The 22,473-nt window shown below is 57.6% G+C and carries 21 protein-coding genes; 3 read left to right on the top strand and 18 right to left on the bottom strand.

The window, feature by feature from the left end:
* Positions 1-7: 7 nt before the first annotated feature.
* The 13 genes from NOR97_RS03460 to NOR97_RS03520 form a co-directional block, all read right to left on the bottom strand.
* Complete coding sequence (locus tag NOR97_RS03460) at positions 8-1,315, bottom strand: ATPase (RefSeq protein WP_170344986.1); 1,308 nt, start codon at positions 1,313-1,315, stop codon at positions 8-10.
* Positions 1,316-1,430: 115 nt separating this feature from the next.
* Positions 1,431-1,976 carry a prepilin peptidase gene (locus NOR97_RS03465; protein ID WP_170344987.1) on the bottom strand — a complete coding sequence of 182 codons (546 nt, stop codon included), beginning with the start codon at positions 1,974-1,976 and terminating at the stop codon, positions 1,431-1,433.
* Positions 1,977-1,979: 3 nt separating this feature from the next.
* On the bottom strand, positions 1,980-2,831 hold the full coding sequence (locus tag NOR97_RS03470) for a lipopolysaccharide assembly protein LapB (protein ID WP_257600220.1): 852 nt from the start codon (positions 2,829-2,831) through the stop codon (positions 1,980-1,982).
* A 30-nt stretch (positions 2,832-2,861) separates the two neighbouring features.
* Positions 2,862-3,404, bottom strand: coding sequence for a tetratricopeptide repeat protein (locus NOR97_RS03475; protein ID WP_374041596.1), 543 nt, complete (start codon positions 3,402-3,404; stop codon positions 2,862-2,864).
* 57 nt (positions 3,405-3,461) lie between these two features.
* Positions 3,462-4,436 (bottom strand): type II secretion system F family protein, encoded by a 975-nt coding sequence (locus NOR97_RS03480; RefSeq protein ID WP_257600221.1) that lies wholly within the window; start codon positions 4,434-4,436, stop codon positions 3,462-3,464.
* Positions 4,437-4,446: 10 nt separating this feature from the next.
* Positions 4,447-5,415: a type II secretion system F family protein gene (locus NOR97_RS03485; protein ID WP_152457244.1), complete on the bottom strand. Its 969-nt coding sequence runs from the start codon at positions 5,413-5,415 to the stop codon at positions 4,447-4,449.
* Positions 5,416-5,426: 11 nt separating this feature from the next.
* Positions 5,427-6,869, bottom strand: a complete 1,443-nt coding sequence (locus NOR97_RS03490) for a CpaF family protein (RefSeq protein ID WP_170344990.1) — start codon at positions 6,867-6,869, stop codon at positions 5,427-5,429.
* Between the two features lie 25 nt (positions 6,870-6,894).
* Positions 6,895-8,130, bottom strand: a complete 1,236-nt coding sequence (locus tag NOR97_RS03495) for an AAA family ATPase (RefSeq protein ID WP_170344991.1) — start codon at positions 8,128-8,130, stop codon at positions 6,895-6,897.
* 199 nt (positions 8,131-8,329) lie between these two features.
* Positions 8,330-8,959 carry an OmpA family protein gene (locus NOR97_RS03500; RefSeq protein ID WP_257600222.1) on the bottom strand — a complete coding sequence of 210 codons (630 nt, stop codon included), beginning with the start codon at positions 8,957-8,959 and terminating at the stop codon, positions 8,330-8,332.
* A 17-nt stretch (positions 8,960-8,976) separates the two neighbouring features.
* Positions 8,977-10,383, bottom strand: a complete 1,407-nt coding sequence (locus NOR97_RS03505; protein ID WP_257600223.1) for a type II and III secretion system protein family protein — start codon at positions 10,381-10,383, stop codon at positions 8,977-8,979.
* 195 nt (positions 10,384-10,578) lie between these two features.
* Positions 10,579-11,457, bottom strand: a complete 879-nt coding sequence (cpaB, locus tag NOR97_RS03510) for a Flp pilus assembly protein CpaB (RefSeq protein ID WP_170344994.1) — start codon at positions 11,455-11,457, stop codon at positions 10,579-10,581.
* Positions 11,458-11,747: 290 nt separating this feature from the next.
* A complete protein-coding gene (locus NOR97_RS03515; RefSeq protein WP_170344754.1) occupies positions 11,748-11,987 on the bottom strand; it encodes a hypothetical protein in 240 nt (79 codons plus the stop codon).
* A gap of 311 nt (positions 11,988-12,298) precedes the next feature.
* Positions 12,299-12,529 (bottom strand): Flp family type IVb pilin, encoded by a 231-nt coding sequence (locus NOR97_RS03520; protein WP_224857492.1) that lies wholly within the window; start codon positions 12,527-12,529, stop codon positions 12,299-12,301.
* Positions 12,530-12,882: 353 nt separating this feature from the next.
* Here NOR97_RS03520 and NOR97_RS03525 point away from each other — a divergent pair, with 353 nt between their 5' ends.
* Complete coding sequence (locus NOR97_RS03525; protein WP_257600224.1) at positions 12,883-13,749, top strand: lytic transglycosylase domain-containing protein; 867 nt, start codon at positions 12,883-12,885, stop codon at positions 13,747-13,749.
* Positions 13,750-13,785: 36 nt separating this feature from the next.
* Here NOR97_RS03525 and NOR97_RS03530 read toward each other — a convergent pair whose 3' ends face one another.
* A complete protein-coding gene (locus tag NOR97_RS03530) occupies positions 13,786-14,412 on the bottom strand; it encodes a 3-oxoacid CoA-transferase subunit B (protein WP_257600225.1) in 627 nt (208 codons plus the stop codon).
* Positions 14,412-15,116: a CoA transferase subunit A gene (locus NOR97_RS03535; RefSeq protein WP_170344997.1), complete on the bottom strand. Its 705-nt coding sequence runs from the start codon at positions 15,114-15,116 to the stop codon at positions 14,412-14,414. Before NOR97_RS03535 ends, NOR97_RS03530 begins: the two co-directional genes overlap by 1 nt.
* A 305-nt stretch (positions 15,117-15,421) precedes the next feature.
* Between NOR97_RS03535 and NOR97_RS03540 the strand changes: the two genes are divergently transcribed.
* Positions 15,422-15,664, top strand: a complete 243-nt coding sequence (locus NOR97_RS03540; protein ID WP_257600226.1) for a hypothetical protein — start codon at positions 15,422-15,424, stop codon at positions 15,662-15,664.
* A 64-nt stretch (positions 15,665-15,728) separates the two neighbouring features.
* Here the strand turns inward: NOR97_RS03540 and topA are convergent, their stop codons facing one another.
* The 3 genes from topA to tldD form a co-directional block, all read right to left on the bottom strand.
* Positions 15,729-18,356: a type I DNA topoisomerase gene (gene topA, locus NOR97_RS03545; RefSeq protein WP_257600227.1), complete on the bottom strand. Its 2,628-nt coding sequence runs from the start codon at positions 18,354-18,356 to the stop codon at positions 15,729-15,731.
* Between the two features lie 167 nt (positions 18,357-18,523).
* Entirely contained in the window at positions 18,524-19,648 is a 1,125-nt protein-coding gene (gene dprA, locus NOR97_RS03550) for a DNA-processing protein DprA (protein WP_257600228.1), read from the bottom strand.
* Between the two features lie 239 nt (positions 19,649-19,887).
* Positions 19,888-21,309 carry a metalloprotease TldD gene (tldD, locus tag NOR97_RS03555; protein WP_257600229.1) on the bottom strand — a complete coding sequence of 474 codons (1,422 nt, stop codon included), beginning with the start codon at positions 21,307-21,309 and terminating at the stop codon, positions 19,888-19,890.
* Positions 21,310-21,485: 176 nt separating this feature from the next.
* On the opposite strand from tldD, the gene coxB reads away from it, so the two are divergent.
* Entirely contained in the window at positions 21,486-22,397 is a 912-nt protein-coding gene (gene coxB, locus NOR97_RS03560; protein ID WP_170345002.1) for a cytochrome c oxidase subunit II, read from the top strand.
* Positions 22,398-22,473: the final 76 nt, after the last annotated feature.

Genomic DNA, 22,473 nt, shown 5'->3' on the forward strand with positions numbered 1-22,473 from the left:
CACGGCGTTATTTGACGATTTTCTCGTCTTTTACGAACATGTTGGCCCAGGCGCGGTCAATCAGGTCAGGGTTCATCTGATAAGGAATGCCCTCGAACTCGCAGATCGAGATCATCTGATCGATCAGGAAGATCGGTTGGTAGTTGGCATAGATATTGTTGATGGTCGGGTATTTGACCTTCAACAGGTGCACCAATGCCGCCTCGTCCAGCGGCATTCCACGTTTGCGGGCCACCATGGCAAAGATTTTCAGGAAGTTCTCCTGGTTCGGGCCGTCAATCTTGATCTTGAAGAAGATCCGGCGCAGGGCAGCCTGGTCGAAGATCTCGTTCGGGTGGAAGTTGGTCGAGAAGATGACCAGCGTGTCGAAGGGCACTTCGAATTTTTCACCCGATTGCAGGCCGAGGATATCCTTGTTTTCCTCCAGCGGGACGATCCAACGGTTGACCAGCGCCTGCGGCGGCTCGGCTTGCCGGCCAAGGTCATCCACGATGAAAATGCCACCGGTGGATTTCAGTTGCAACGGGGCCTGATAGGTTCGTGCGGTTGGGTTGTAGACCAGATCCAACATGCTGAGCGAAAGCTCACCACCGGTTACGACGGTGGGGCGTTCACATTGGACATATCGGGAATCGAACCGCCTGCGACGACGCAGGCTGTTGGGGTCGTCCGGCTCTTGTTCGATCGCCGTGTGCACGATCGGGTCATAGACCGTGATCACCTGACCCGCATATTCGATGGCGTAGGGCACATAGACGTTGTCACCCAGCGCATCCCGTATGCCGTTCGAGATCGAGGATTTACCGTTGCCCGGAGGACCATACATCAGAATCGACCGGCCCGCGCTGACCGCCGGGCCCAGATGATCCAGCAGGCTGTCGGGCAGGACCAGATGGCCCATTGCACCCACGAGTTGTTCTCGCGTGACCTGAATGTTGCGGATCGACTGGCGTTTGACCTGCTCGCGATAGACATCCAGCGGCACCGGCATCGCACCAAAATACTCGGATTGGCTCAGCGCATCCAGCGAACGGGCCTTGCCCGCATCGGTCAGCTGATACCCCATCTCATTGCCGCTATTGGCGTTCAGTGTTCCGGTCGCTTCAAGCAGTTTCTGATCGCGCGCGATGTCGATCAGTTCCTGAGTAACCGAACCCGGAAGACAGATGGCTTCGGCCACTTCTGACACTGTGCTCGCGTTTTTGCGAAAAATCGTCTTAAGCAGAATATCCCGCATCATTACAAGCGGAAGCTTCATTTCGCCCAGACCCTTGGGGGCAGGGGGGGCCATAACTGAGGAAGTCTGCATATTCATGCGCGGTGCTCGTCCATCAAAATGTCACGCCAAGAACCCGAAAACGGGCGTCTTGAAGAAAATGAACCAGCTTTGTGGCGGGACAAAGGCAGCGGCAAGGCGCGCTGATGATAGTTTACGATCCGAGAACAGTGCCCAGAATCAGGTACATCGCCAATGATCCGCCCAAGGCGAACCCCATCGGAAACTGTTTGCCCCGATCCCAGCTTTCCCAATGCGGTGCAATGGTGCGCAGCTTTGTGATTTTGGCCAAACGATGAGTGAGCACGGCAGCCAGAACGCAGGCGGTCAGGATCATCAGCACAATTCTCAGATCGCCCAGCCAGACAAACGCCGACGCGGCGGCCAGAAACTTGGCATCGCCAGCGCCCATGGTGCCCGCAGCATTCAGCAAGATACCGATTACCAAAACCACGACGATATGCAGCAGTTGCCAGAAATAGACCGGCATGGACACGGTGAACGGCCCCAGATTGCCGCTGATGCCGCCTGTGGACCAGGGCGGGATGGCGATCAGACCTATCACGATGTAAACCAGCGTCAGCGCAAGGACTGCATGGTTCTTGATCCGCATCTCACGCATATCCGTGAAGGCCACGTAAAAGCAGATCGGCAGCACAAACGGCAGAAACCAGGCCGCTGCCACTGCGGGTATCTGCATGTGTCAGGCCCCTTCAAGCGCCCGAAGCGAGCGGACCGCCTCGTCGAAATGCTGCGGGTGGGTTGAAATGGCTTCGCGGAACAGGTTTTTGGCGGTGGTTATGTCGCCCTGTTTGACCGCTGAAATACCCATTGTATTGAGCAGACGCGCCCGTTCGACCTGTGTCATGGGGACGACCGGCAGGTTGTAGTTGCCTTGTGCCGACCGGGCCAAAACCAGGTTGTTCTTGGCGGTAAACAGCGAGTTGTCCTGACGGATCGCTTCCGAGAACAACCGCTCGGCTTCGGCATATTCGCCGCGGCTCAGCTTGGAATATCCCCAGTTGTTCATCACGCTGCCCGGACGTGTCGTCAGCCCGACAGCGGTTTCATAGAAATGATCCGCGCGTTTCCACTCTTTCCGGGAATCCGCAACGACTGCCTCGAGGCGATACCGTTTGAAGGTTTCAAAGGTGGGGGGAACCGAATCCAGAACCGTTTTGGCCTGCGACCAGTCGCCGTTTCGGACCAATGCGTCCGCGTATTCAACCTTGTCCGCGGCGTTCGAGCCCTTCATCGTTGTGACGCGCTTCCACGCGGTTACGGCCTCGGTCGTGCGTTTGGCGCGGCCCAAGGAAATTGCCAGTCCGCGTTGAAGATCGATCCGGTCCGGGTTTTTGAGCGCTGCACCGTGGAAATAGGTCACCGCTTCATTTGGATCTGCGGCGCTCAGAAGCACATCGTTCAGGTTTGTTTCGTCGATAACGTTCACTTCCTGAAACGTTCGTTCAACCTTTTCCTCTTCGGTTTCCTTTGCACAGGCCGACAGGATCAGACCACTGATAACAACAGTCGGAATCAAGAATTGCTGGCGCATTTTTTGCGTCCTTTACTGCTCTCGCCTCAATTACTGGATCTTGCGTAGCGTGAATTGCCCGTCGCCAAGCTGCTCCAGTGTGTATTCTTGTTGTTCTTGTGGGGTATTATTAACAGAATTTTCCATTTTTGCGAGTGCTAAGCGCAGATTGTCCCGGATTGCGTCACTTTCGCCATTGTCCAGCGCATAGGCCCGCCGAAACACTTGCGCGGCCTCGGGGTATTCCTGTTTCTCCATCAGCAGGACACCCAGATTGTTCCAGGCCACCGGCCAGTCCGTGTCGTCTTCGACGGCTCTGCGCAGCAGTTTTTCGGCCTGTCCCAAGCGGCGTAGCCCAATATTCGCAGTACCCAGAGACGTCAGGACCTGGGGCGTCATACCCTGGTCCAGCGCGGCCCGGGTAAAGGTTTCAAGCGCCAGTTCGTATTCTCCGGCTGCCATCAATCTGTTTCCGACCTCGATGCTGTCCTCGGCCTGACCTTTGGTGTCAATTCCCGGCGCATCCAAACCGTTGGGTGACAGGCCTTCTGTGCAAGAAGCCACCATGGCAAAAACCATGGTGGCCCAGAGCATTCGGCGAAACCCGGAAGGGAAGCACCTGAATTCAGCTTTCATATGGCTCTATCCGACCTAGCGTCCAAAACTCGAAATAACATTCGCCGACGGGCCAACCAGAATAATCAGCAGCGGCGGGACCGTCAGCATCATTGTGACAAGAGTCATCTTGGTCGGCAACTTGTTCGCGGCCTCTTCGGCGCGCATCACGCGTTTGTCGCGCATCTCACCGGCGTAAACCCGCAATGCCTCGGCAATTGATGTACCAAATGTCGCCGATTGGATCATGACGGTGACAAAAGAGTTCACGTCCTGAACCCCACAGCGCACGCCGAAGTCACGCAGGACGGTGTCCTTGTCCTTGCCGGCCTTCATTTCATACGCGACGGTTTCGAATTCCTGCGCGATATCCGGATAAGACGCGCTCATTTCACTGGCCACGCGAACGATGGCCTGATCCAGCGATTGACCGGCTTCAACGCAGACCAGCATCAGATCAAGCGTATCGGGAAAGCCGGCGGTAATCGCTTCCTTCCGTTCTTCAACCCGGCGCGTAATCCAGTATTTGGGTGCGAAATAGCCGATCGCGCCGGGGACAAGCACCCGGATCATCATCTGTGTTCCGGTAAACTCCTGGCCGCCGGAAAAAACCGTGACCAGCAGAACACCAATGATAATGCCAAGGATACCCAGAGAAAACTGCGCAAAGTGGAAGAACCGAACCGAATCCTTCGACCTGTAGCCCGCCTGACGCAGCTTCAACTCGACGGCCGAGTATTCTTCTTCGTTCTTGGGCTCAAGGAAAGTTGCGAACTTCTCAAGCTGCTCGTTTCGGTTCGAGTTTCGAAGCTGCTCTTTCTTCCCCTTTTTCTGCTTTGGAGGAGCCGCATTCGATCTTTGCAGTTTCTTCAAGGGGTCTTCGGGCTGCTTCATGATCAATGTGACAGCGACCAGAACCATAAGCAGGCCAAGTACGCCGACAATGATCAGGGGGCCGAATTCGCCCAGGTGCTGGGTCAACAGGTCATTGATGCCGGTCAGGATTTCCATGGTGCTGCCCTCAGACCTTGATGTTGGTGATGATTTTCATGACGATCAGGTTCAGTGTCAGCAGGATGGCGACAACAAAACACGCGGGAATAAACCAGGGGTGATCCAACACCTCGTCGTAATAGCCCGGGTCCTTGACCAGAATGAAAATCAGACAGGCAACAGGGAACCCGGATAGGAACTTGCCCGACCATTGTGCCTCGGCCGTAATCGCCTTGACCCGACGGAACAGGCGAAAACGCGCACGGATCACCTTTGCCAATCCGGCCAGAATTTCGGCAAGGTTACCGCCGGATTGCTGCTGAATACCCACGGCGACTGCCAGAAAGCGCATATCCTGCATGTCCAGACGTTCAGCCATGTCCTTTAGCGCCTCGCCCACATCGCGACCATAGGCGCATTCATCGGCGATAACGCCAAATTCGGTTCCCAGCGGATCCTGAACTTCGTTTGCAACCACCTGAATCGTCGAGACGAACGGGTTGCCGACACGCAACGAGCGCACCATCAGTTCAACCGCATCGGGCAGTTGTTCTTCAATCATCCCCATGCGTTTCTTGGCCTTGTGGTTGACCCAGGCGTAAACGCCGCCAATGCCGATTGCGATGGAAACAACGATGCGCAGTGCCGTGTCCGTAGCGGTTCCGATGCTCAATCCGACAAAGGCCATAGCTGATACCAGCCCCATGATCATGATCAATTGACGTGGAGAAAACGCGATTGCCGCCTTTTGCGCCTTGTCAGCGAGAAGTGAATACAGAGGAATGCTCTGTGATTTCATATGCTGCTGCATTTCTTTGCGCAGCTGTTCCAGCACCTGTTCGCGCCCGGCACCTTTTTCCAGCATGTCCAGGCGTCGGTTGACCCGGCTGTTCAGGCTGATGGACTTGCCGAAGGCAACAAGATAGATGCCCTCGACCAAGGCAAGAACCCCCACAAAGATGGCGACATAAATGATCGCCTCCATAGGCAATTGCATACCCGGTTCTCCTACATTGTGGTTGGGTCGTAGATGGACGCTGGCAAGTCAAAGCCCCATAGACGGAACCGTTCCGAATAGTGGCTGCGGACGCCGGTGGCGGTGAAATGCCCGATGATCTTGTTGTCGGGTGTCAGGCCAACGCGTTGAAAACGAAAGATTTCCTGCATGGAAATCACGTCGCCTTCCATCCCGGTGATCTCGGTGATCGAGGTCATCCGGCGCGACCCGTCCTGTAGGCGGCTGGCCTGCACGATCAGGTTCACAGCCGAGGCGATCTGACTGCGGACCGCCTTGATCGGCATTTCGATCCCGGCCATCGCGATCATGTTTTCCAGACGTGAAATACCGTCCCGGGCCGAGTTGGCGTGAATCGTGGTCATAGATCCGTCGTGACCGGTGTTCATGGCCTGCAACATGTCGATGACTTCGGCGCCGCGCGTCTCACCCACGATGATACGGTCAGGACGCATACGCAGGGCGTTTTTCAGACAGTCGCGCGGGCTGACTTCACCTTTGCCTTCCACGTTGGGTGGGCGGCTTTCCATCCGACCCACATGGGTCTGTTGCAGCTGAAGTTCCGCGGTATCCTCGATGGTCAGAATGCGCTCGGCGTCGTCGATGAAACTGGACAGGGCGTTGAGCGTGGTCGTTTTACCCGAGCCCGTACCCCCGGAAACGATGATATTCAGTCGGGTGGACACGGCGGCCTGCAAATAGGCGGCCATTTCTTCGGTAAACGCACCGAAATTGACCAGATCGTCAATGCCCAGCTTGTCTTTCTTGAACTTACGAATGGAAACAAGCGATCCGTCCACCGCAATCGGGGGCACCATGGCGTTGAAACGCGAGCCATCGGCCAGACGGGCGTCAACATACGGGTTGGATTCATCGACACGGCGGCCCACGGCGGACACGATCTTGTCGATGATCCGCATCAGGTGCTTTTCATCCTTGAAGGTAATGTCGCTGAGTTCCAGCTTGCCGGCACGTTCCACAAAGATCTGTTGTGGACCGTTCACCAGAATATCGTTGACCGTATCGTCCTGAAGCAGCGCCTCGAGCGGGCCGAGACCCGTCACCTCGTCATAAAGTTCCTTGTTCAGCTGGGATCGGTCTTCGCGGTTCAGAACAATGTTTCTTGTTTCCAGAACTTCACTGGCGATGGCACTGATTTCAGCGCGCAACTCTGCTTCGCCGGCGTTTTCAAGCGCGGCCAGGTTCAGGTTTTCCAGCAGTTCGCGGTGCAGTTCGATCTTGATCTCACCCAGCCGCTCCTTGCGTTTGCGGTCTTTGTCTGAACTTGCGACCTCGCCTGCATTCTTTTTCACGGGTTTGCGTGCCACCGCGGTCGCGACAGGTGTCGCTTGTGCAGAAGGCGCCGCTGTTTCAGCCGGTTGTGCCGGCGATTTGACGGGCTGCGCTGCGGGTTGCTTTTTGTATCTTGAAAACACGGCTTATCCCCCCTTGGGATGATGTTTACGCAGCTTCTTCGGCACTGCTGCCGAGGCTGTGAAGCGACTTCGCCAGCTTTGAGATTTCCCGGCGCAACGGGTTCTTGGCGGCCGCATTTGCCAGAGGCAGACCATGATCCCCACTTTGCATGACCGGTTTGCCACCATCAGGCAGCAGCAGGTCGATGGAGATTCCAAGGCTTTCCCCCATGCGTTTCACGCGGCTTTTCCCGTTCAGATCGGTAAATTTCGGCGCACGGTTCAACGCAAAGCGCAGCTTGTTGAATGGCAGTTCCTCTGCCTGCAACGCACGTTTCAGGCGCAGGGCATTCTGGGCGGACCGCATGTCCAACTCGATCATGGCGAAATACACATGGGCGGCCTGCAAAACTGTTTCCGACCACAGGACCAGCGTCTTTGGCATGTCGACAATGACATAGTCGAAATGCGCGCGCGCCATGTCGATCACGCGCTGAATGTCTTCCGGAGTGATCAAGTCAAGCGGCACCATGTCGGACGGCGCCGTCAAAACCTGAAGCTTTTCTTCATATGTTTGAAGGGCTTGCGAGAATACTTCGCTGTCCATCGCGTCCGTGTCCGACAGCATTTCAAACACTGTCTCTCGTCGCGGCAGATCCAGATAGGTGGAAACGGTCCCGTATTGCAGGTCCAGATCGATCAGGCACACGGTCGGCGCGTCTTTGTCCGAGACACAGGCCAGTTCCCAGGCCAGGTTAACGGCCAGTGTCGTTGCGCCGACTCCACCTGCAAGGCCCTGAACGACAAACAATGCGCCTTCCTTGGACGCGCCACCGGCCAGGGGAACGGCGGTCGCCTGTGCCACGGCAACCGGGTCGGGCTGCTTCATACGCTCGATGGCTTCCTGCAATTCGCCTTCGGGAAGAGGATAGGGGACGAACTCGTCGGCACCCTTGCGCAGCAGTTGGTGCAAAGACGCCGGAGTGACATCCTCGGCGATCAGAACAACTTTTACTTTCTTTTCATTGGCTTGAGTGATTATTTCACCCAGCAGAGACAGGTTGTCTTCGTCTTCTCCGTCGATCGCCAGCGCTACGAATTCCAGCGTTTCAGCTTCGGGTTGGCTGAAAAAGGCCAACGCTTCTGCAAACCCCAGATCTCCCCAGCGCTCGCCCAAGATGGCTTCCATGTCTTCGATCAGAAGGTCGAAATTCTGAACATCCCGACTGATGGTGCAGGCCAAGATTGCTGTATTGTCGTCTTGCGGCGTCGCGCTGGTCATAAACACTATCCTCGTCGTGAGGGCTCAGCATGTCATATGAACGAAATCCGCCAGATGGATGTGCTGTCGCCCCAATACGGTCAAATTTGGCCGCAGGTCACCCTATTGTTCACAATGTCGCTTTGAAGTTGGGCAAGAATTGGGCGCAAAAGAACCAATTGTAGGGAAATGGGCGACGATGCCGCCCATTTCAAACGTATTATCCACCGCTTCCAGCGTCCTGGGCGGTCACTTCCTGAATCGTGCTGACTGAGGTCGCGCTTTCCACATACTCGCGGTAAACGATCTCAGCGTATTTACCGTCCAGAAGTTGCGGGTTGCGATCAACGAATCCTGAAACTTCGGTTACCGTTCTGCGATTCCTGCGATCGCGGTTCTGCGTTGCGATCAGCGGTTGCGTTTTGCCGAATGATACCACCGCCTCAAGCCGCGAGCGCGAGATACCCTGCTGCCCCAGAAACGCGACGACTGCTTGCGCGCGGCGAAGGCCTAGGCTTTTGTTGTAGCTGGTCGACCCCACGGCATCCGTATGCCCGTAAACGCGGAACCGGGCCTCGGGGAACTGTTTGATCCAGTCAGCCTGTTGCAAAAGAATGCGCTGAGCTGAAGCATCCAGTTGCGAGCTGTTGAACGCAAAGTTCACCTGGCTGGGTACATCCGCGGCAAACCTGCGGCTGAGAATTTGCGCATAGGTCAACTCGCCGCTTTGAACCTGGACGTTGTTGAGCGTCGCGTTTCCGAAAGTGCCTGCGTCGATCTCGTACCCGGCCTCGCGGGTACAGGCGGCGACAGCGACCGAAAGACCCAGTGTGATAATCCACTTATGCATTGGTCCTATCCTCCTGATCAATCTAGGACGTAGCCGTAGGAGCTGCCGAAGTTCTGTTTGGCAACCTCTGACGCTCCGCCGGCGCCCGTACGCTGTGTGCGCGCCACCCGGCCGTTCAAGAACAAGTCAAATTCGCTGGGCGGTTTGACCCGATCGGTTGGAAGCGCAAGAGTTTCGCCCCGAGTCGGTGAAACCAGATGCGCCGTGATGATAACGACGAGTTCACTTTGCTCGCGCTGGTAGTTGGCGCTGCGGAACAACGCGCCCAGAACCGGCACATCTCCCAACCATGGAATCTGGTTGCTCAGATCCGCGAAATTGTCCTGGATCAGGCCTGCAATGGCAAAGCTTTCACCATCGCGAAGTTCGATCGTTGTTTTTGCCCGGCGAGTGATGAAACTGGGAACCGAATCCCCGTTGATGGTGAAATCCGAGGTTTGATCGATACTTGAAACGGCCGTGCCCATTTCAAGATTGATCAGATCGCCGTCCACGACGCGTGGAATAAAGTCCATCTCGACGCCGAAGGCCTTGTATTCGATGGCCACAACGCCGTCATCCTGCGGTACCGGAATGGGGACTTCGCCACCGGCCAGGAATGATGCCTCCTGGCCGGACAGAGCGGACAGATTCGGCTCGGCCAGGCTGCGGGCCAACCCCTTGGCTTCCAGTGCTTCCAGCAACAGGCGAACCTGCGTCGAACCCGCGCCGAACCCAAACAGGATTGCGCCTGTATTGGCCTGAACAGTCGGAATGTTGTTCGCCAAAGCGTTGTTCAGCGCGAACTGGTTGTTGAGCGTATTGATGCCCCCCGTAACGTCACTTCCGCCGAAACCAAGCGATGCCGTCAGGCTTTTGGCGACCGAGCGGTTCATCTCGGCAAAGCGGACTTTCAGCATGACCTGCTGGACACCACCGACCGACATCAGGTTCGAGACACGATCGGGGGCATACCGTTCAGCCAGTTCCAGCGCGCGTGCCAGTTTGGCCGAGCTGGAGATCGTACCGGACAAAACAATACCATCATTGGCTGTGCGAACCTCGATGGGTTCGTTGGGCAGGATCTGACGCAGACGTTCCTTGAATTCCGTAACATCCGGTGCGACCCGGACGCGGACATTGGCCAAAAGATTGCCCGCGCCGTCAAACAGCGTCAGCGTGGTCAGGCCCGGGGCCTTGCCCAGAACATAGATCGTGCGCTCCGACAAAGAAGAGATATCGGCAATGCCGGCGTTGGCAATGCTGAGCTCTGCGAAAGGTTGCTCGCTTTCTACGACGATTGCGCGGTTCATCGGGACATCAAGTGTTTCCACCGTCCCTTTTTTCACCACGCGTAAAGTTTCAGCCCAGGCGGTGTCGCCAATGGGGGCCATAACAAGCGACAACCCCAGCAGGGTTGCGCTGATCCAGGAACGTATTGTCATGTGACCTGCCTCTCCGATCACGCCTCGTTTTTTTGGGTCTTATGCCCTATGGGATGAGAGACTGCGCGAATTCCGAATTTATTGCAATAATCAATGGTTTCCGTAAGTTTCCTTATGTGGGTAATTGGCAACAATCGCAAAAAAATGAGCCGCACCAAGGGTGCGGCTCTGAACCTGTAACGTTCTGAATTGGCGTCAATTTGTGCAGGGGATAGGCACATTTACGATTTCGCCACCACGGCGGATGCGTGTTGTGCATACCTTTTCGATTTTTGCCTCGGGTTCCGGGGCAGTTTTCTGAATTCCCAACAGCTTGTTTTGGTCCACCTCAATCGTGGACGCAACGGATTCATCCTGTACCCCAACCAAAGCCAGGGAAAGACGCCCCGTGTTCTGGGCCTGTGCCAGCGCGGCGACCTGTTCCGGTGTGGCCGCAACCGTAACTGTACGTGCAATGGTCGTGTTGGTGACGTCCGAGCCAGCGGTCTGGTCGACGGCAATGAGTTGCACGTTGGTTTCGATCAGTCGAGTGATTCCGCCGCTGCTCCCTTCGATCGTTCCACTGGAACCGGTCCAATAGATGTCGACAGTGTCTCCGGGCCGCAGGAATCCGGAAACGCCCGAGGCCACGTCAACGCTGATTGCGAAGGCGCGCATACCTTTTTCAAGACGTGACGTCAGCCCGGCTTTTTCGCCCGGACGAGTGATCTTGACCTCCATGATCGCTTCGTCTTTTTCCATTGCCCTCAAAACGAAACGTTCATTTGCGCCGCTTTCGGGGAACAGGGCTGTGAGCTCGGTGAATGTACCTTCGGGGATCGCGTTTTCCGGCCAGTCAACAGCGCGGATATCTTCCTCTGTCAACCGCTCGCCGTATTTCAGAGCGCGATTCGACACAAAGACAGTGACAGTTGGAACGACATCAACTTTGGCATTGGCCAGGGCCTCTTCCGCGGCAAGTCTTTGGCGTGCCAACTCGCTTTGGTATTCCGCGATATAGTTTCGCGCCATGTAGACGGCGCCCCCGGCCAGTGCAATGCCGACAATCAGGACAAGTCCGAAAACTGCTCGCATGCGTGTACCTCATTCTTTTGTTTGGTCGAATACTTAGCGGCCAAGGAACCACATTGAAACAGCCTATTTGCTAACCGCAAATTGTGTCGAAATGTGGGACAAATATGCCTGATTGTCAGATTCTGCGCCATCTTCCGCACAATTCTTCATGGTGAGCGTTGCCTTTCCTCACGATTGCCAGCGGATCGTGCGCAACAAAAGAGCGCCGCACCCCATGGGCGCAGCGCTTTGCGTCGAAACGGTTAACGTAACGTCTTTGGAAAACAGCTGATGCGTACACCTGCCGCGACTTAGTTTCCGCCGCCAGCGGTTCCCGCCGTGATAATACCAGACGGTGCAGTGTTCGACCCGGTGCTGACGACGGCGCTGTTCATGGCCCCGTTGATATTGCCGCCCATGCTGTTGACGCTTGAGCTGATGACAAGGTAGGTCGCGCCCGACAATCCGATGACCACGGCGGTCAATACCACCCAGTCAACTGTCACCGCTCCTGCTTCGTCGGATTTAAACTGATTAAGGAACCTGAACATGTGCTTATCTCCAAATACGTCGCGTCAGTGCCACCGACAGGTTGGCGCATAACTGGTTCGCGCGGATGGCGAAATTTGGGCTAAATATTGATTTCGAAGGAAATTTTGGTCTCAGACGGAGACCGCGCGTGTGTCGAATTGATCGGGATAGAAGAAACACAGGGGTTGCAGCAAAATACCCCGGGCGTCGCGAAGGTTTGGATGACTTGCGCGCAGGCCGGAACCTGTGCGCCTGGGATTGGGCAGTTTCAGGTCACAAAAAAAGGCCGCGCCCGTTGAGCGCGGCCTTGAAAAATCTTCAGGTCAGCAACTTACTTGCTTTTGCCTTCGCCGGTGATACCACCTGTCGCGGTGTTGCTGCCGGTGCTCAGCGATGCGGCGTTCAGCGCTTCGTTTACGCCGGTTGCCAGGCCAGTGGCGCCAGCCGAGATCTGCTGATATGCAACGGCGGCCAGGCCGATGACTGCTGCGGTCAGAACAACCCAGTCAACTGTTACTGCGCCGTCTTCGTCTTTGCGGAAGTTCTTGATGAACTTGATCATGTTACGTCCCTCCTAAAGGATCAAAAAGAGTTTAACAAACCTCGGCGTCTTTCAGAGCTTTCTCTCTCAGTCCGCTCATGTCCGTCTCGGTATGGGACTATGTTTGACTGTTGGGCATGGCAGGAATTGGGCCAAACACCGATTTTTTTTCGCGCAGCTTAACTTTTTGGTTATAAATTGGATAACCATATGAAAATAAAGGGTAAAAAAATCACCACGATTGAGCCGAAGGCTCTGTAGCGATGCAAAATTGCGCCAAATGAGGCGAAACTGCCCCATTTCGCTTTGTTTTTCTGGCCTTGCGGGAAGATTCGGGGTTCAAATCGCCTAAAAAGAAAACACGAGGCAGGCAAATGAATCTCCGGAACGCACTTCAATGCGCCGGTGTGCTGGCGTTTCTGATATCGGGCACCGCATCCGTAAATGCGACCGAGACAGAGCCGCGCGGCGTATACAAACGCGTCAAAGCCCCAAAACCCGGTGAACGTCCGCGTGTGACCGTGCAGATCACACCGGAAGAACACGCAGCCAAGCCTTCAGCGCCCAGCACGGGCACTGAACTGGTGGTGCCGGAAATCATCGCGCGCACCAAAGTCGCTCCGCTGCCCGCGCCCGGTGCGGAGGTCAAACGAGACCCCAATGGATCGTACAAGGCTTTCTGGAACCGGATTTCACCGCACATTGATGAAGGCGGGGCCGGGCGGCTTGACGCGGCCATCAACGCCCTGGCCGCAACCAACGTGAGATCACCGCGACTGCAATCGCTGCAAGATATCGCAAAGGAACGCGGGATTGAGATCCTTCGTTCCACTGTGGGAACCAATGTTTCACCTGCGCTGGTGCTTGCGGTCATCTCGGTGGAATCGGCCGGGCGTGCAGACGCGGTCAGTTCCGCAGGCGCGCAGGGGCTCATGCAGTTGATGCCCGCCACGGCGGCCAGATTCGGGGTAAAGGACAGCCTTCAGCCCTCTGAGAACATTGCGGGCGGTGTAAAATACCTCAACTGGCTGATGGAAGAGTTCGGGAATGATCCAATACTTGTATTGGCTGGATACAACGCGGGTGAGGGGGCCGTACGCAAACACAGCGGCGTGCCGCCCTATGCTGAAACCCGAGACTACGTGCCAAAAGTCCTCGCCGCGTTCCAGATCGCGCGGGCCTTGTGCACGACGCCGCCGGACCTGATTTCCGACGGCTGTGTTTTTCAGACTTCCAACTAAAAAGGCCCGCGCGATCTGGCGGGCCTTTGCAATTGATCAGGAAACGATTGTCGCTTCCGTCGCGGCGCGCAGCTCGCCTTCGCTGACACCTTCCGCCAGTTCGACGATTTTCAGACCGCCTTCGACCACATCCAGCACACCCAGATTGGTGATGATGCGATCCACGACGCCCTTTCCGGTCAATGGCAGGGTGCATTCCTTCAGCACCTTGCTGTCGCCGTGCTTGTTGGTGTGGTCCATCACCACGATGACCCGTCCGACGCCTGCAACCAGGTCCATCGCGCCGCCCATGCCTTTCACCAGCTTGCCGGGGATCATCCAGTTGGCCAGATCGCCTTTCTCATCGACCTCCATCGCGCCCAGGATCGCCGCCGCGATCTTGCCGCCGCGGATCATGGCGAAGGACGTGGCGCTGTCGAAATAGGCCGTGCGGGACAACTCGGTGATCGTCTGCTTGCCCGCATTGATCAGGTCCGGGTCTTCTTCGCCCTCAAAGGGGAAGGGGCCCATGCCCAGCATGCCGTTTTCCGATTGCAGCGTGATGTCCTTGTCACCCACATAGTTTGCCACCAGCGTCGGGATGCCGATGCCGAGGTTCACATACATGCCGTCTTCCAGTTCCTCTGCCGCGCGTGCGGCCATCTGATTGCGGTCCCAGGGCATTATGCTTCCTCCTTCTTGCGGGTGGTGCGCTGTTCAATGCGCTTTTCGTGGCCGCCCTGAACGATGCGATGCACATAGATACCGGGCAGGTGGATGCAGTCGGGATCCAGCGAACCGCGCGGTACGATCTCTTCCACTTCGGCCACGCAGATCTTGCCGCAGGTCGCGGCAGGAACGTTGAAATTGCGGGCGGTCTTGCGGAAAACCAGATTGCCGGTGTCGTCAGCCTTCCAGGCTTTGACGATGGCCAGATCGGCAAAAATGCCTTCTTCCAGAATGTAGGTCTCGCCGTTGAAGTCCTTGTGCTCTTTCCCTTCGGCGATCACGGTGCCGACGCCGGTCTTGGTGTAAAAACCGGGAATGCCCGCCCCACCGGCGCGCATCCGTTCGGCCAATGTTCCTTGGGGGTTGAATTCCAGTTCCAGCTCACCACTCAGATATTGGCGCATGAACTCGGCGTTTTCACCGACATACGAGCTGATCATCTTTTTGACCTGCTTGGTCTGCAACAGGATGCCGATGCCGAAATCGTCCACGCCTGCGTTGTTTGACGCAAAGGTCAGGTCTTTGACGCCCGATTCCCTGATGGCCTCAAGCAACAATTCCGGAATGCCGCACAGGCCAAACCCGCCAGCGGCGATCAGCATGCCATCCGACAGCAGCCCATCGAGCGCCTCGGTGGCATTGGCATAGACTTTCTTCATGGAAAACTCCCCCAGTGACATGGTGATGGGCAGGTTGTGCCGTCGCGTCACGGGGAAGTCAATGAAACCGGAGGCGGGGTCGTATTTCTACCAATGGAAAGAGCTGTTGCAATTGATCAGGCGGCTCAACATGTCTGCCGCACCATTATAGGAGGTTGATAACATGAAGCGAATTTGTGCCGAAGCAACCGCTGGTGCTGCGCTTTTGGCTATGTGAGCCTATGAGCCTGAGCAGGCGGCGGTACTTCAGCTCGATGATAACAAGATCAAAGCTGTTGGTGCCGGATACTCTGAGAAGTCTTCATTTGAATCTGCAATTTCAACCGCCAATGAACGGTGTGCGCATCAGGGCAAGAAGGGCCTTCGTTCTGGCCAGCGATACCGGCTGTCAGGGGGTGGACAAGAATACAGCCCTGATCGTCTATGTCCTGACCGCCGCTGCCCAGAAATCAGGCCGCGCCCGGTTCCTCTCCAAGCTCAAGCGGTTCGGAAGACCGGCAGACGACGCTCGAAGTGCGGTGCGACCCTCAGCCATGGTCATTCGCTGACAGCCCACCGCAATGTCGAAAAGGCGATTGCAGGGGGCTTTTCCAACCCCGACCACCTGTCAGCCTAGGTTGTTGCTTTCTTGGTGGTTGCTTTCTTTTTGGGCGCGGCCTTTTTCTTGGTGCCTTTTTTGGCAGCGCGCTCGTTGACAAGCTCGATGGCCATCTCCTGCGTCACGTCCTCGGGTTTGATGTCCTTGGGGATCGTCGCGTTGACCTTTTCCCATTTCACGTAGGGCCCATAGCGCCCGTCCAGAACCTGCATCGCGCCGCCATCCGGATGCTCACCCAACTCTTTCAGAGGCTTCGCCGCGGCCCGCCGTCCCCGACCGGGGTTTGCCCGTTTTTCGGCCAGCAACTCAACGGCGCGGTTCATGCCGATCTCGAACACGTCATTGGGGTCTTTGAGGTTGGCATAGACCGGCTTTGCCTCCTCCGGCAGCTGATGCATCAGGTAAGGACCGAACCGCCCGAAATTCGCGCTGATCATGCCGCCTTCGGGGTGTTCGCCGATCTGACGGGGCAGGGACAGAAGCGTCAGAGCCTTTTCCAGGTCCATGTCATCCTTGCTCCACCCGCGCGGAAGGGATGCGCGCGGGGGCTTTTTGTTCTCGGGCGTGGGTTCGCCCCGCTGAACGTATGGACCGAACCGGCCGGATTTCAACCAGATCTCATCCCCGGCATCTTCACCCAGCAGCCTTTCGTCACCTTCCGCGCCTTCACCGGCAATCGGGCGCGTATAGGTACATTCCGGATAGTTTCCGCATCCGACAAACCCACCGGTCCGCGAGGTCTTCAGGTGCAACTGACCGGTACCGCATTTCGGGCAGATACGTGGATCGGACCCATCCTCGCGCGGCGGGTAGAGCTGCGGAGCCAGAGCTTCGTCGAGCCTGTCCAGCACTTCGGAAATCCGCAGCTCGGACGTCTCGCCAATCGCGGCTGAAAAATCACGCCAAAACTTGCCCAGCAGGTCCTTGTAGTCGCGTTCCCCGGCGCTGACGTCATCCAGTTCTTTTTCCAGATTGGCGGTGAACTCATAGCCAACGTACTGCCGGAAGAAATTCAGCAAGAAGATCGTAACGATCCGCCCCTTTTCCTCGGGGATCAGCCGGTTCTTGTCCTTGCGGACATATTCCCGGTCCTGGATCGTCGTTACGATCGAGGCATAGGTCGAAGGCCGTCCGATCCCCAGCTCTTCCATCCTTTTGACCAGTGTCGCTTCGGTATAACGCGGGGGCGGTTGGGTGTGGTGTTGAAGGGCCAGAACGGATTCGTTCTCGGACAGGATCGCTTCTTTCGCGACCTTGTCGCCGCTGTCGCTGGTCGCCTTGGCAAACTGATCCTTCAGAGAGGTCTTGGCAAAACGGGCCGGATCGCCCTGCGTGATCTGTGGCAGACGCTTTTCATCCTCGTCCGCGACGTCATCCCGGCCTTCTTCGTACACCCGCATGAACCCATCGAACATTACGACCTGGCCCGTGGCGCGAAGGCCGACCTGACCGTCGTCGCTGCCGATCTCGACGGTGGTGCGCTCCAGACGCGCGGCGGCCATCTGACAGGCGATGGTACGTTTCCAGATCAGATCATAAAGCTTGCGCTGATCCTCGTCTGTCACTTTCAGCGCCTTGGCATCGCGCGACATATCCGTCGGGCGGATACACTCGTGCGCTTCCTGCGCGTTCTTGGCCTTGTTTTTGTAGATACGCGGGCTGTCCGGTACATATTCCGCGCCGTAGCGATCAGCGATGGCCTCGCGGGTCGCGGCCACGGCCTCGGGCGCCATGTCGATGCCGTCGGTCCGCATATAGGTAATGTACCCGGCCTCATAAAGCCGCTGCGCCACCTGCATTGCGTGGCGCGCACCCATGCCGAACTTGCGGCTGGCTTCTTGTTGGAGGGTCGAGGTCATGAACGGCGCGCTGGGGTTGCGGGCGGCGGGTTTGGCCTCGACCGAGGTCACGCTCAGCGCGCGGCTAGTGATGGCCTGAACCGCCAGCTCGGCCTGCGTCGCGTTGGCCAGATCGTGCTTGTCCAGCTTCTTGCCGGCCAGCGTGACCAGACGCGCCTCATAGGTCTGCCCGCGCGGTGTCTCGAACAGCGCCCGAACCGACCAGTATTCCACCGGCTTGAATGCCTCGATTTCCATCTCGCGTTCGACGATCAGGCGCAGACAGACGGATTGCACGCGACCCGCCGATTTAGCACCCGGCAGTTTGCGCCACAAAACCGGAGACAGGTTGAACCCCACCAGATAATCCAGCGCGCGGCGGGCCAGATAGGCCTCGACCAAAGGCATATCGACCTGACGCGGGTTCTGCATCGCCTCGGTCACGGCGTCCTTGGTAATGGCGTTGAAGGTCACGCGGCTGACGGGCGTATCCTTCTTGATCGAGCGGCGTTTGGTCAACGCCTCCTGTAGGTGCCAGCTGATCGCCTCGCCCTCGCGGTCGGGGTCGGTGGCGAGGATCAGCGCATTGTCTTCTTTCAACGCGTCGGCAATGGCCTTGACATGCTTGCGGCTGTCGTTGCCGACCTCCCATTTCATCGAGAAGTCATGCTCAGGATCGACCGATCCATCCTTTGGCGGCAGGTCCCGCACATGGCCGTAAGAGGCCAGAACTGTGTAGTCGGGGCCCAGGTATTTATTGATTGTTTTTGCTTTGGCCGGAGATTCTACAACAACTACGGGCATTTAAGGGGAATCCTCGCTCGACGAATTTGGCGCCTTCTATGGTGGTGCAAAATGTGTGGGGCAAGCAGGAATTGTCAATGCGTTCCTTTCGTCGGTGGAAAAGCGCCGTGATTTCAGTGCGCTACCACAGATCTTCAGAAACCGGGCACGCCGGAACGAGGGTTCGATCAACTTGCCAGCGACAGCAGACCTCCGGGCTGACGCTGGATTCGCCCATCAAGTTCAAGGTCGATCAGCGCCGGTCCAAGCTCACCGGCCGAGGCCGCGATATCCCGCAGCAATTGATCTTCGGCGATGGGCGAGGGGCCAAGCCGCGCGATGATCTGCTCGTGCAGGTTTCTTGCAGGGCGCGCGATTGGTTCCGAGGGCGGTTCGGTTGGCCGGGAAAACAGGTCGTCCTGCCGCGGCAAGGCTTCAATGACGTCTTCAGCGGATCGGACAAGTGTGGCGCCATCACGAATCAACAGATTGCAACCGGCGGCCCGCGCATCGAACGGATGGCCGGGAACGGCCAGAACCTCGCGCCCCTGATCCAGTGCGTCCCGTGCCGTGATCAGACTGCCGGACTTGGCAGCAGCCTCGACGACGACAACCGCCTGCGCGAGGCCCGAAATGATCCGGTTACGACGCGGGAAGTGCCGCGCCTGCGGCGTCACGCCCATCGGTTGTTCTGAAATCCGCAAGCCGCTGGACGCGATATCATGGGCCAGTTCCGTGTTTTCGGCGGGATATATCACATCAACGCCACCGGCCATGACAGCCACCGTGCCGGTCTCCAGCGCGGCCATATGCGCGGCTGTATCGATGCCACGCGCCAGGCCAGAGACTATAACGTGCCCCTTGCTGCCCAGCTCGGTGGCCAGGCCACGGGCCATCCGCGCGCCGAGCGAGGAACAGTTTCGCGCACCGACCATCGCAATCGCTGGTTTTTGCAGCAGCGAAAGGTCCCCGATCGCCCAAAGCAGCGGCGGGGCTTCGTTCAGTTCAGCCAGGGTCGCGGGGAATTCAGCGGACCCAAGGCACAAAAGCCGCGCTTTGGCGGCTTTTGCGGCCCTGAGTTCCGCCTCGATCACGCCGGGGGGGCAGGTTTCATACCCTGTTATACCGGCGGCGCGTGCCATTTCAGGCAGCGCGGCCAGCGCGTTCTGCGCTGAGCCATGTTCGCGAAGCAGCCGACGAAATGTCGCCGGACCGACCTTGCGAGAACGCAACAGACGAAGCCACGAAAACCGGTCCTCTTCCGTGGTGGGTGGGAGTGGGGGGTGATTGGAAGAAAGCTGCTCTTCGGTCATCCGTTGCTCCGCCTTGTTGCAGAACTGGTTTACGGGACAGGCAGTTAACAGCTTGTGAATCGTTGAAAATTAGAAGTGTTTTTTTGCAATCTTATCAGGGTTGTCGAATGTAAGATGTTGATAATAAATAAAATAAAAAACTTTCAGTCAGAAAGAGCGCTTTGAACACTAAAGGCGATCTTCGCGAAAAAAGAGGCGCTGGGTTAACCCTGCGCCTCTTGGATTGCGCCGCGTCCGACTCAGGCGGCCGAGCCGCCGACAGTCAGCCCGTCCATCAGGACGGTCGGCTGGCCAACACCCACCGGCACCCATTGCCCGTCCTTGCCACAGGTTCCCATGCCGGGGTCCAGCGCCATATCGTTGCCCAGCCCGCGGATGCGTTTCAAGGCCGAGGGCCCGTCACCGATCAGCGTGGCGCCCTTGACCGGCGCGCCGATTTTACCGTTTTCGACCCGATACGCCTCGGTGCACGAGAAAACGAACTTGCCATTGGTGATGTCCACCTGACCGCCGCCGAAGCCAACCGCCCAGATGCCGTCCTTGATATCAGCCACCAGAGCCTGCGGGTCGGCTTCGCCGCCCAGCATGATCGTGTTGGTCATGCGCGGCATGGGTTTGTGTGCATAGCTCTGCCGCCGCCCGTTGCCGGTAGGAGCAACCCCCATCAGCCGCGCGTTCTGGCGGTCCTGCATATAGCCGGTCAGGACGCCGTCTTCGATCAGCACCGTGCGTGCGCTGGGCGTGCCCTCATCATCCACGCTGATCGAACCGCGACGATCAGCAATCGTGCCGTCATCCACCACGGTCACACCTTTGGAAGCAATCTGCTGACCCATCAACCCGGCAAAGGCCGAGCTGCCCTTGCGGTTGAAGTCGCCTTCCAGGCCATGGCCGATGGCCTCGTGCAGCAGAATGCCTGGCCAGCCGGGGCCAAGCGCGACTTCCATGACACCGGCCGGTGCGGGAACTGCGTCCAGGTTGACCAGCGCAATGCGCAGCGCTTCGCGTGCCTTGGCCTGCCAGTCGGCGGGGTCGATCAACCCGCTCAGGCCAACCCGGCCACCACCACCGGCGGATCCGCTTTCGCGGCGTCCGTTCTGTTCGACAATGACCGATACGTTCACGCGGGTCATGGGGCGCACATCACGGACCATCACACCATCGGGGCGCAGAATCTCGACCTCTTGCACGGCTGCCGCGATCGTGGCGCTGACCTGAACCACACGCGGGTCCAGATCGCGGGCGAAGGCGTCGATCTCACGCAATGTCTCGATCTTCACCGGGAACGCGGCGGATTCAATCGGGTCTTCGTCCGTATAGAGGCGCGTATTGGTGGAACGCGGAGCATCCGCCAGGACCCCGCCGCCATCCCCCACAGCCAGTCTTGCGGTTTCCGCCGCCCGCTTCAGGGCAGGAATCGAGACGTCTGTCGAATGCGCATATCCAGCCACTTCACCTTGTACGGCACGCAACCCGAACCCTTCCGACGCATCGTAGGACGCGGTGCGCAGACGTCCGTCATCGAACACGAGAGACTCGGATTTTCGCCGCTCGACAAACAGCTCTCCGTCCTCGGCACCGTCCGTGGCCGAGCGCAAAATGGCAAGCGCTTCATCGTGCGGAAGAGCGCTTTCAAAGGGGCGAAACGGGGCGTCGGACATGGGTTGGGACCTTTCGGGTTTGATCCAGATCAAAAATAGCGTCTGTTTGACGCAAGCATTTTGCTTTATCTACCCGACGGAATATGGTTTTTAACGCGGCCAAAGACAACGGGAGAGGTGCGACCGATTCACACCTTTTCGCCAGGGACGCAAAGATCAAACGATCAGGACAGAACATGAAGAATGCTTTGATGCTTTCAGGGTTTATGACAGCCCTCTCCAGCCTTCCAGCCATGGCTCAGGAGCTTGAGATTATTGGCAAGCCGGTTGACGGCGGTATGGGTTTTCAACCCGCGGCTACCAGCCTTGCCACGGGAATTCAGCGTCTGGACGGCATGATTCTGGTGATCATCACCGCAATCTGCCTGCTGGTAGCCGGTCTGCTGGTCTACTGCATCGTGCGCTACAACGAACGTGTAAACCCCAAGCCGGCAAGGTTTTCGCACTACACCCCGGTTGAAATTGCCTGGACCCTTGGCCCCATCCTGATTCTGGTCTTTATCGGTGCGTTTTCGCTGCCGGTTCTGTTCAAACAGCAGGAAATCCCCGAAGGCGACATCACCATCAAAGTCGTGGGCAACCAGTGGTACTGGACCTATGAATATGTCGATCACGAATTCGCGTTCGACAGTTACCTGCTGGGTCATCCGGCCACTCTGGACGAGGGCGCGCGCCCGGCCGACGCGGACGTGACCCCGTTTGTTCTGGATGATGCCATGCGTGCCAAGCTGGCCGATGCCGGCTACAGCGAAGACGAATGGCTGCTGGCCACCGATACCGCCGTGGTCGTTCCGGTTGGCAAGGTTGTCGTGATGCAGGTTACCGCATCTGACGTGATCCACTCCTGGACCATCCCGTCTTTTGGCGTGAAGCAGGATGGCGTACCCGGTCGTCTGGCGGAGCTGTGGTTCCAGGCCGAGAAAGAAGGCATCTACTTCGGTCAGTGTTCGGAACTCTGCGGCAAAGACCACGCCTATATGCCGATCACCGTCAAAGTCGTCAGCCAGGAAGCGTATGACCAGTGGCTGCAAGGCGCGATCGAAGAATATGCGGGTCTGCCGCAAAACTATCAGGTTGCTTCGAACTGAGCACGCTGAGGGCGGGTTGAAGCCCGCCTGACACGAAATGCAGGCTGTGCGGGCTGACCGCGCAGCTTTCGCCCCA

This window comes from Ruegeria sp. YS9, from assembly GCF_024628725.1.
GTDB classification, from domain to species: Bacteria; Pseudomonadota; Alphaproteobacteria; order Rhodobacterales; family Rhodobacteraceae; genus Ruegeria; species Ruegeria atlantica_C.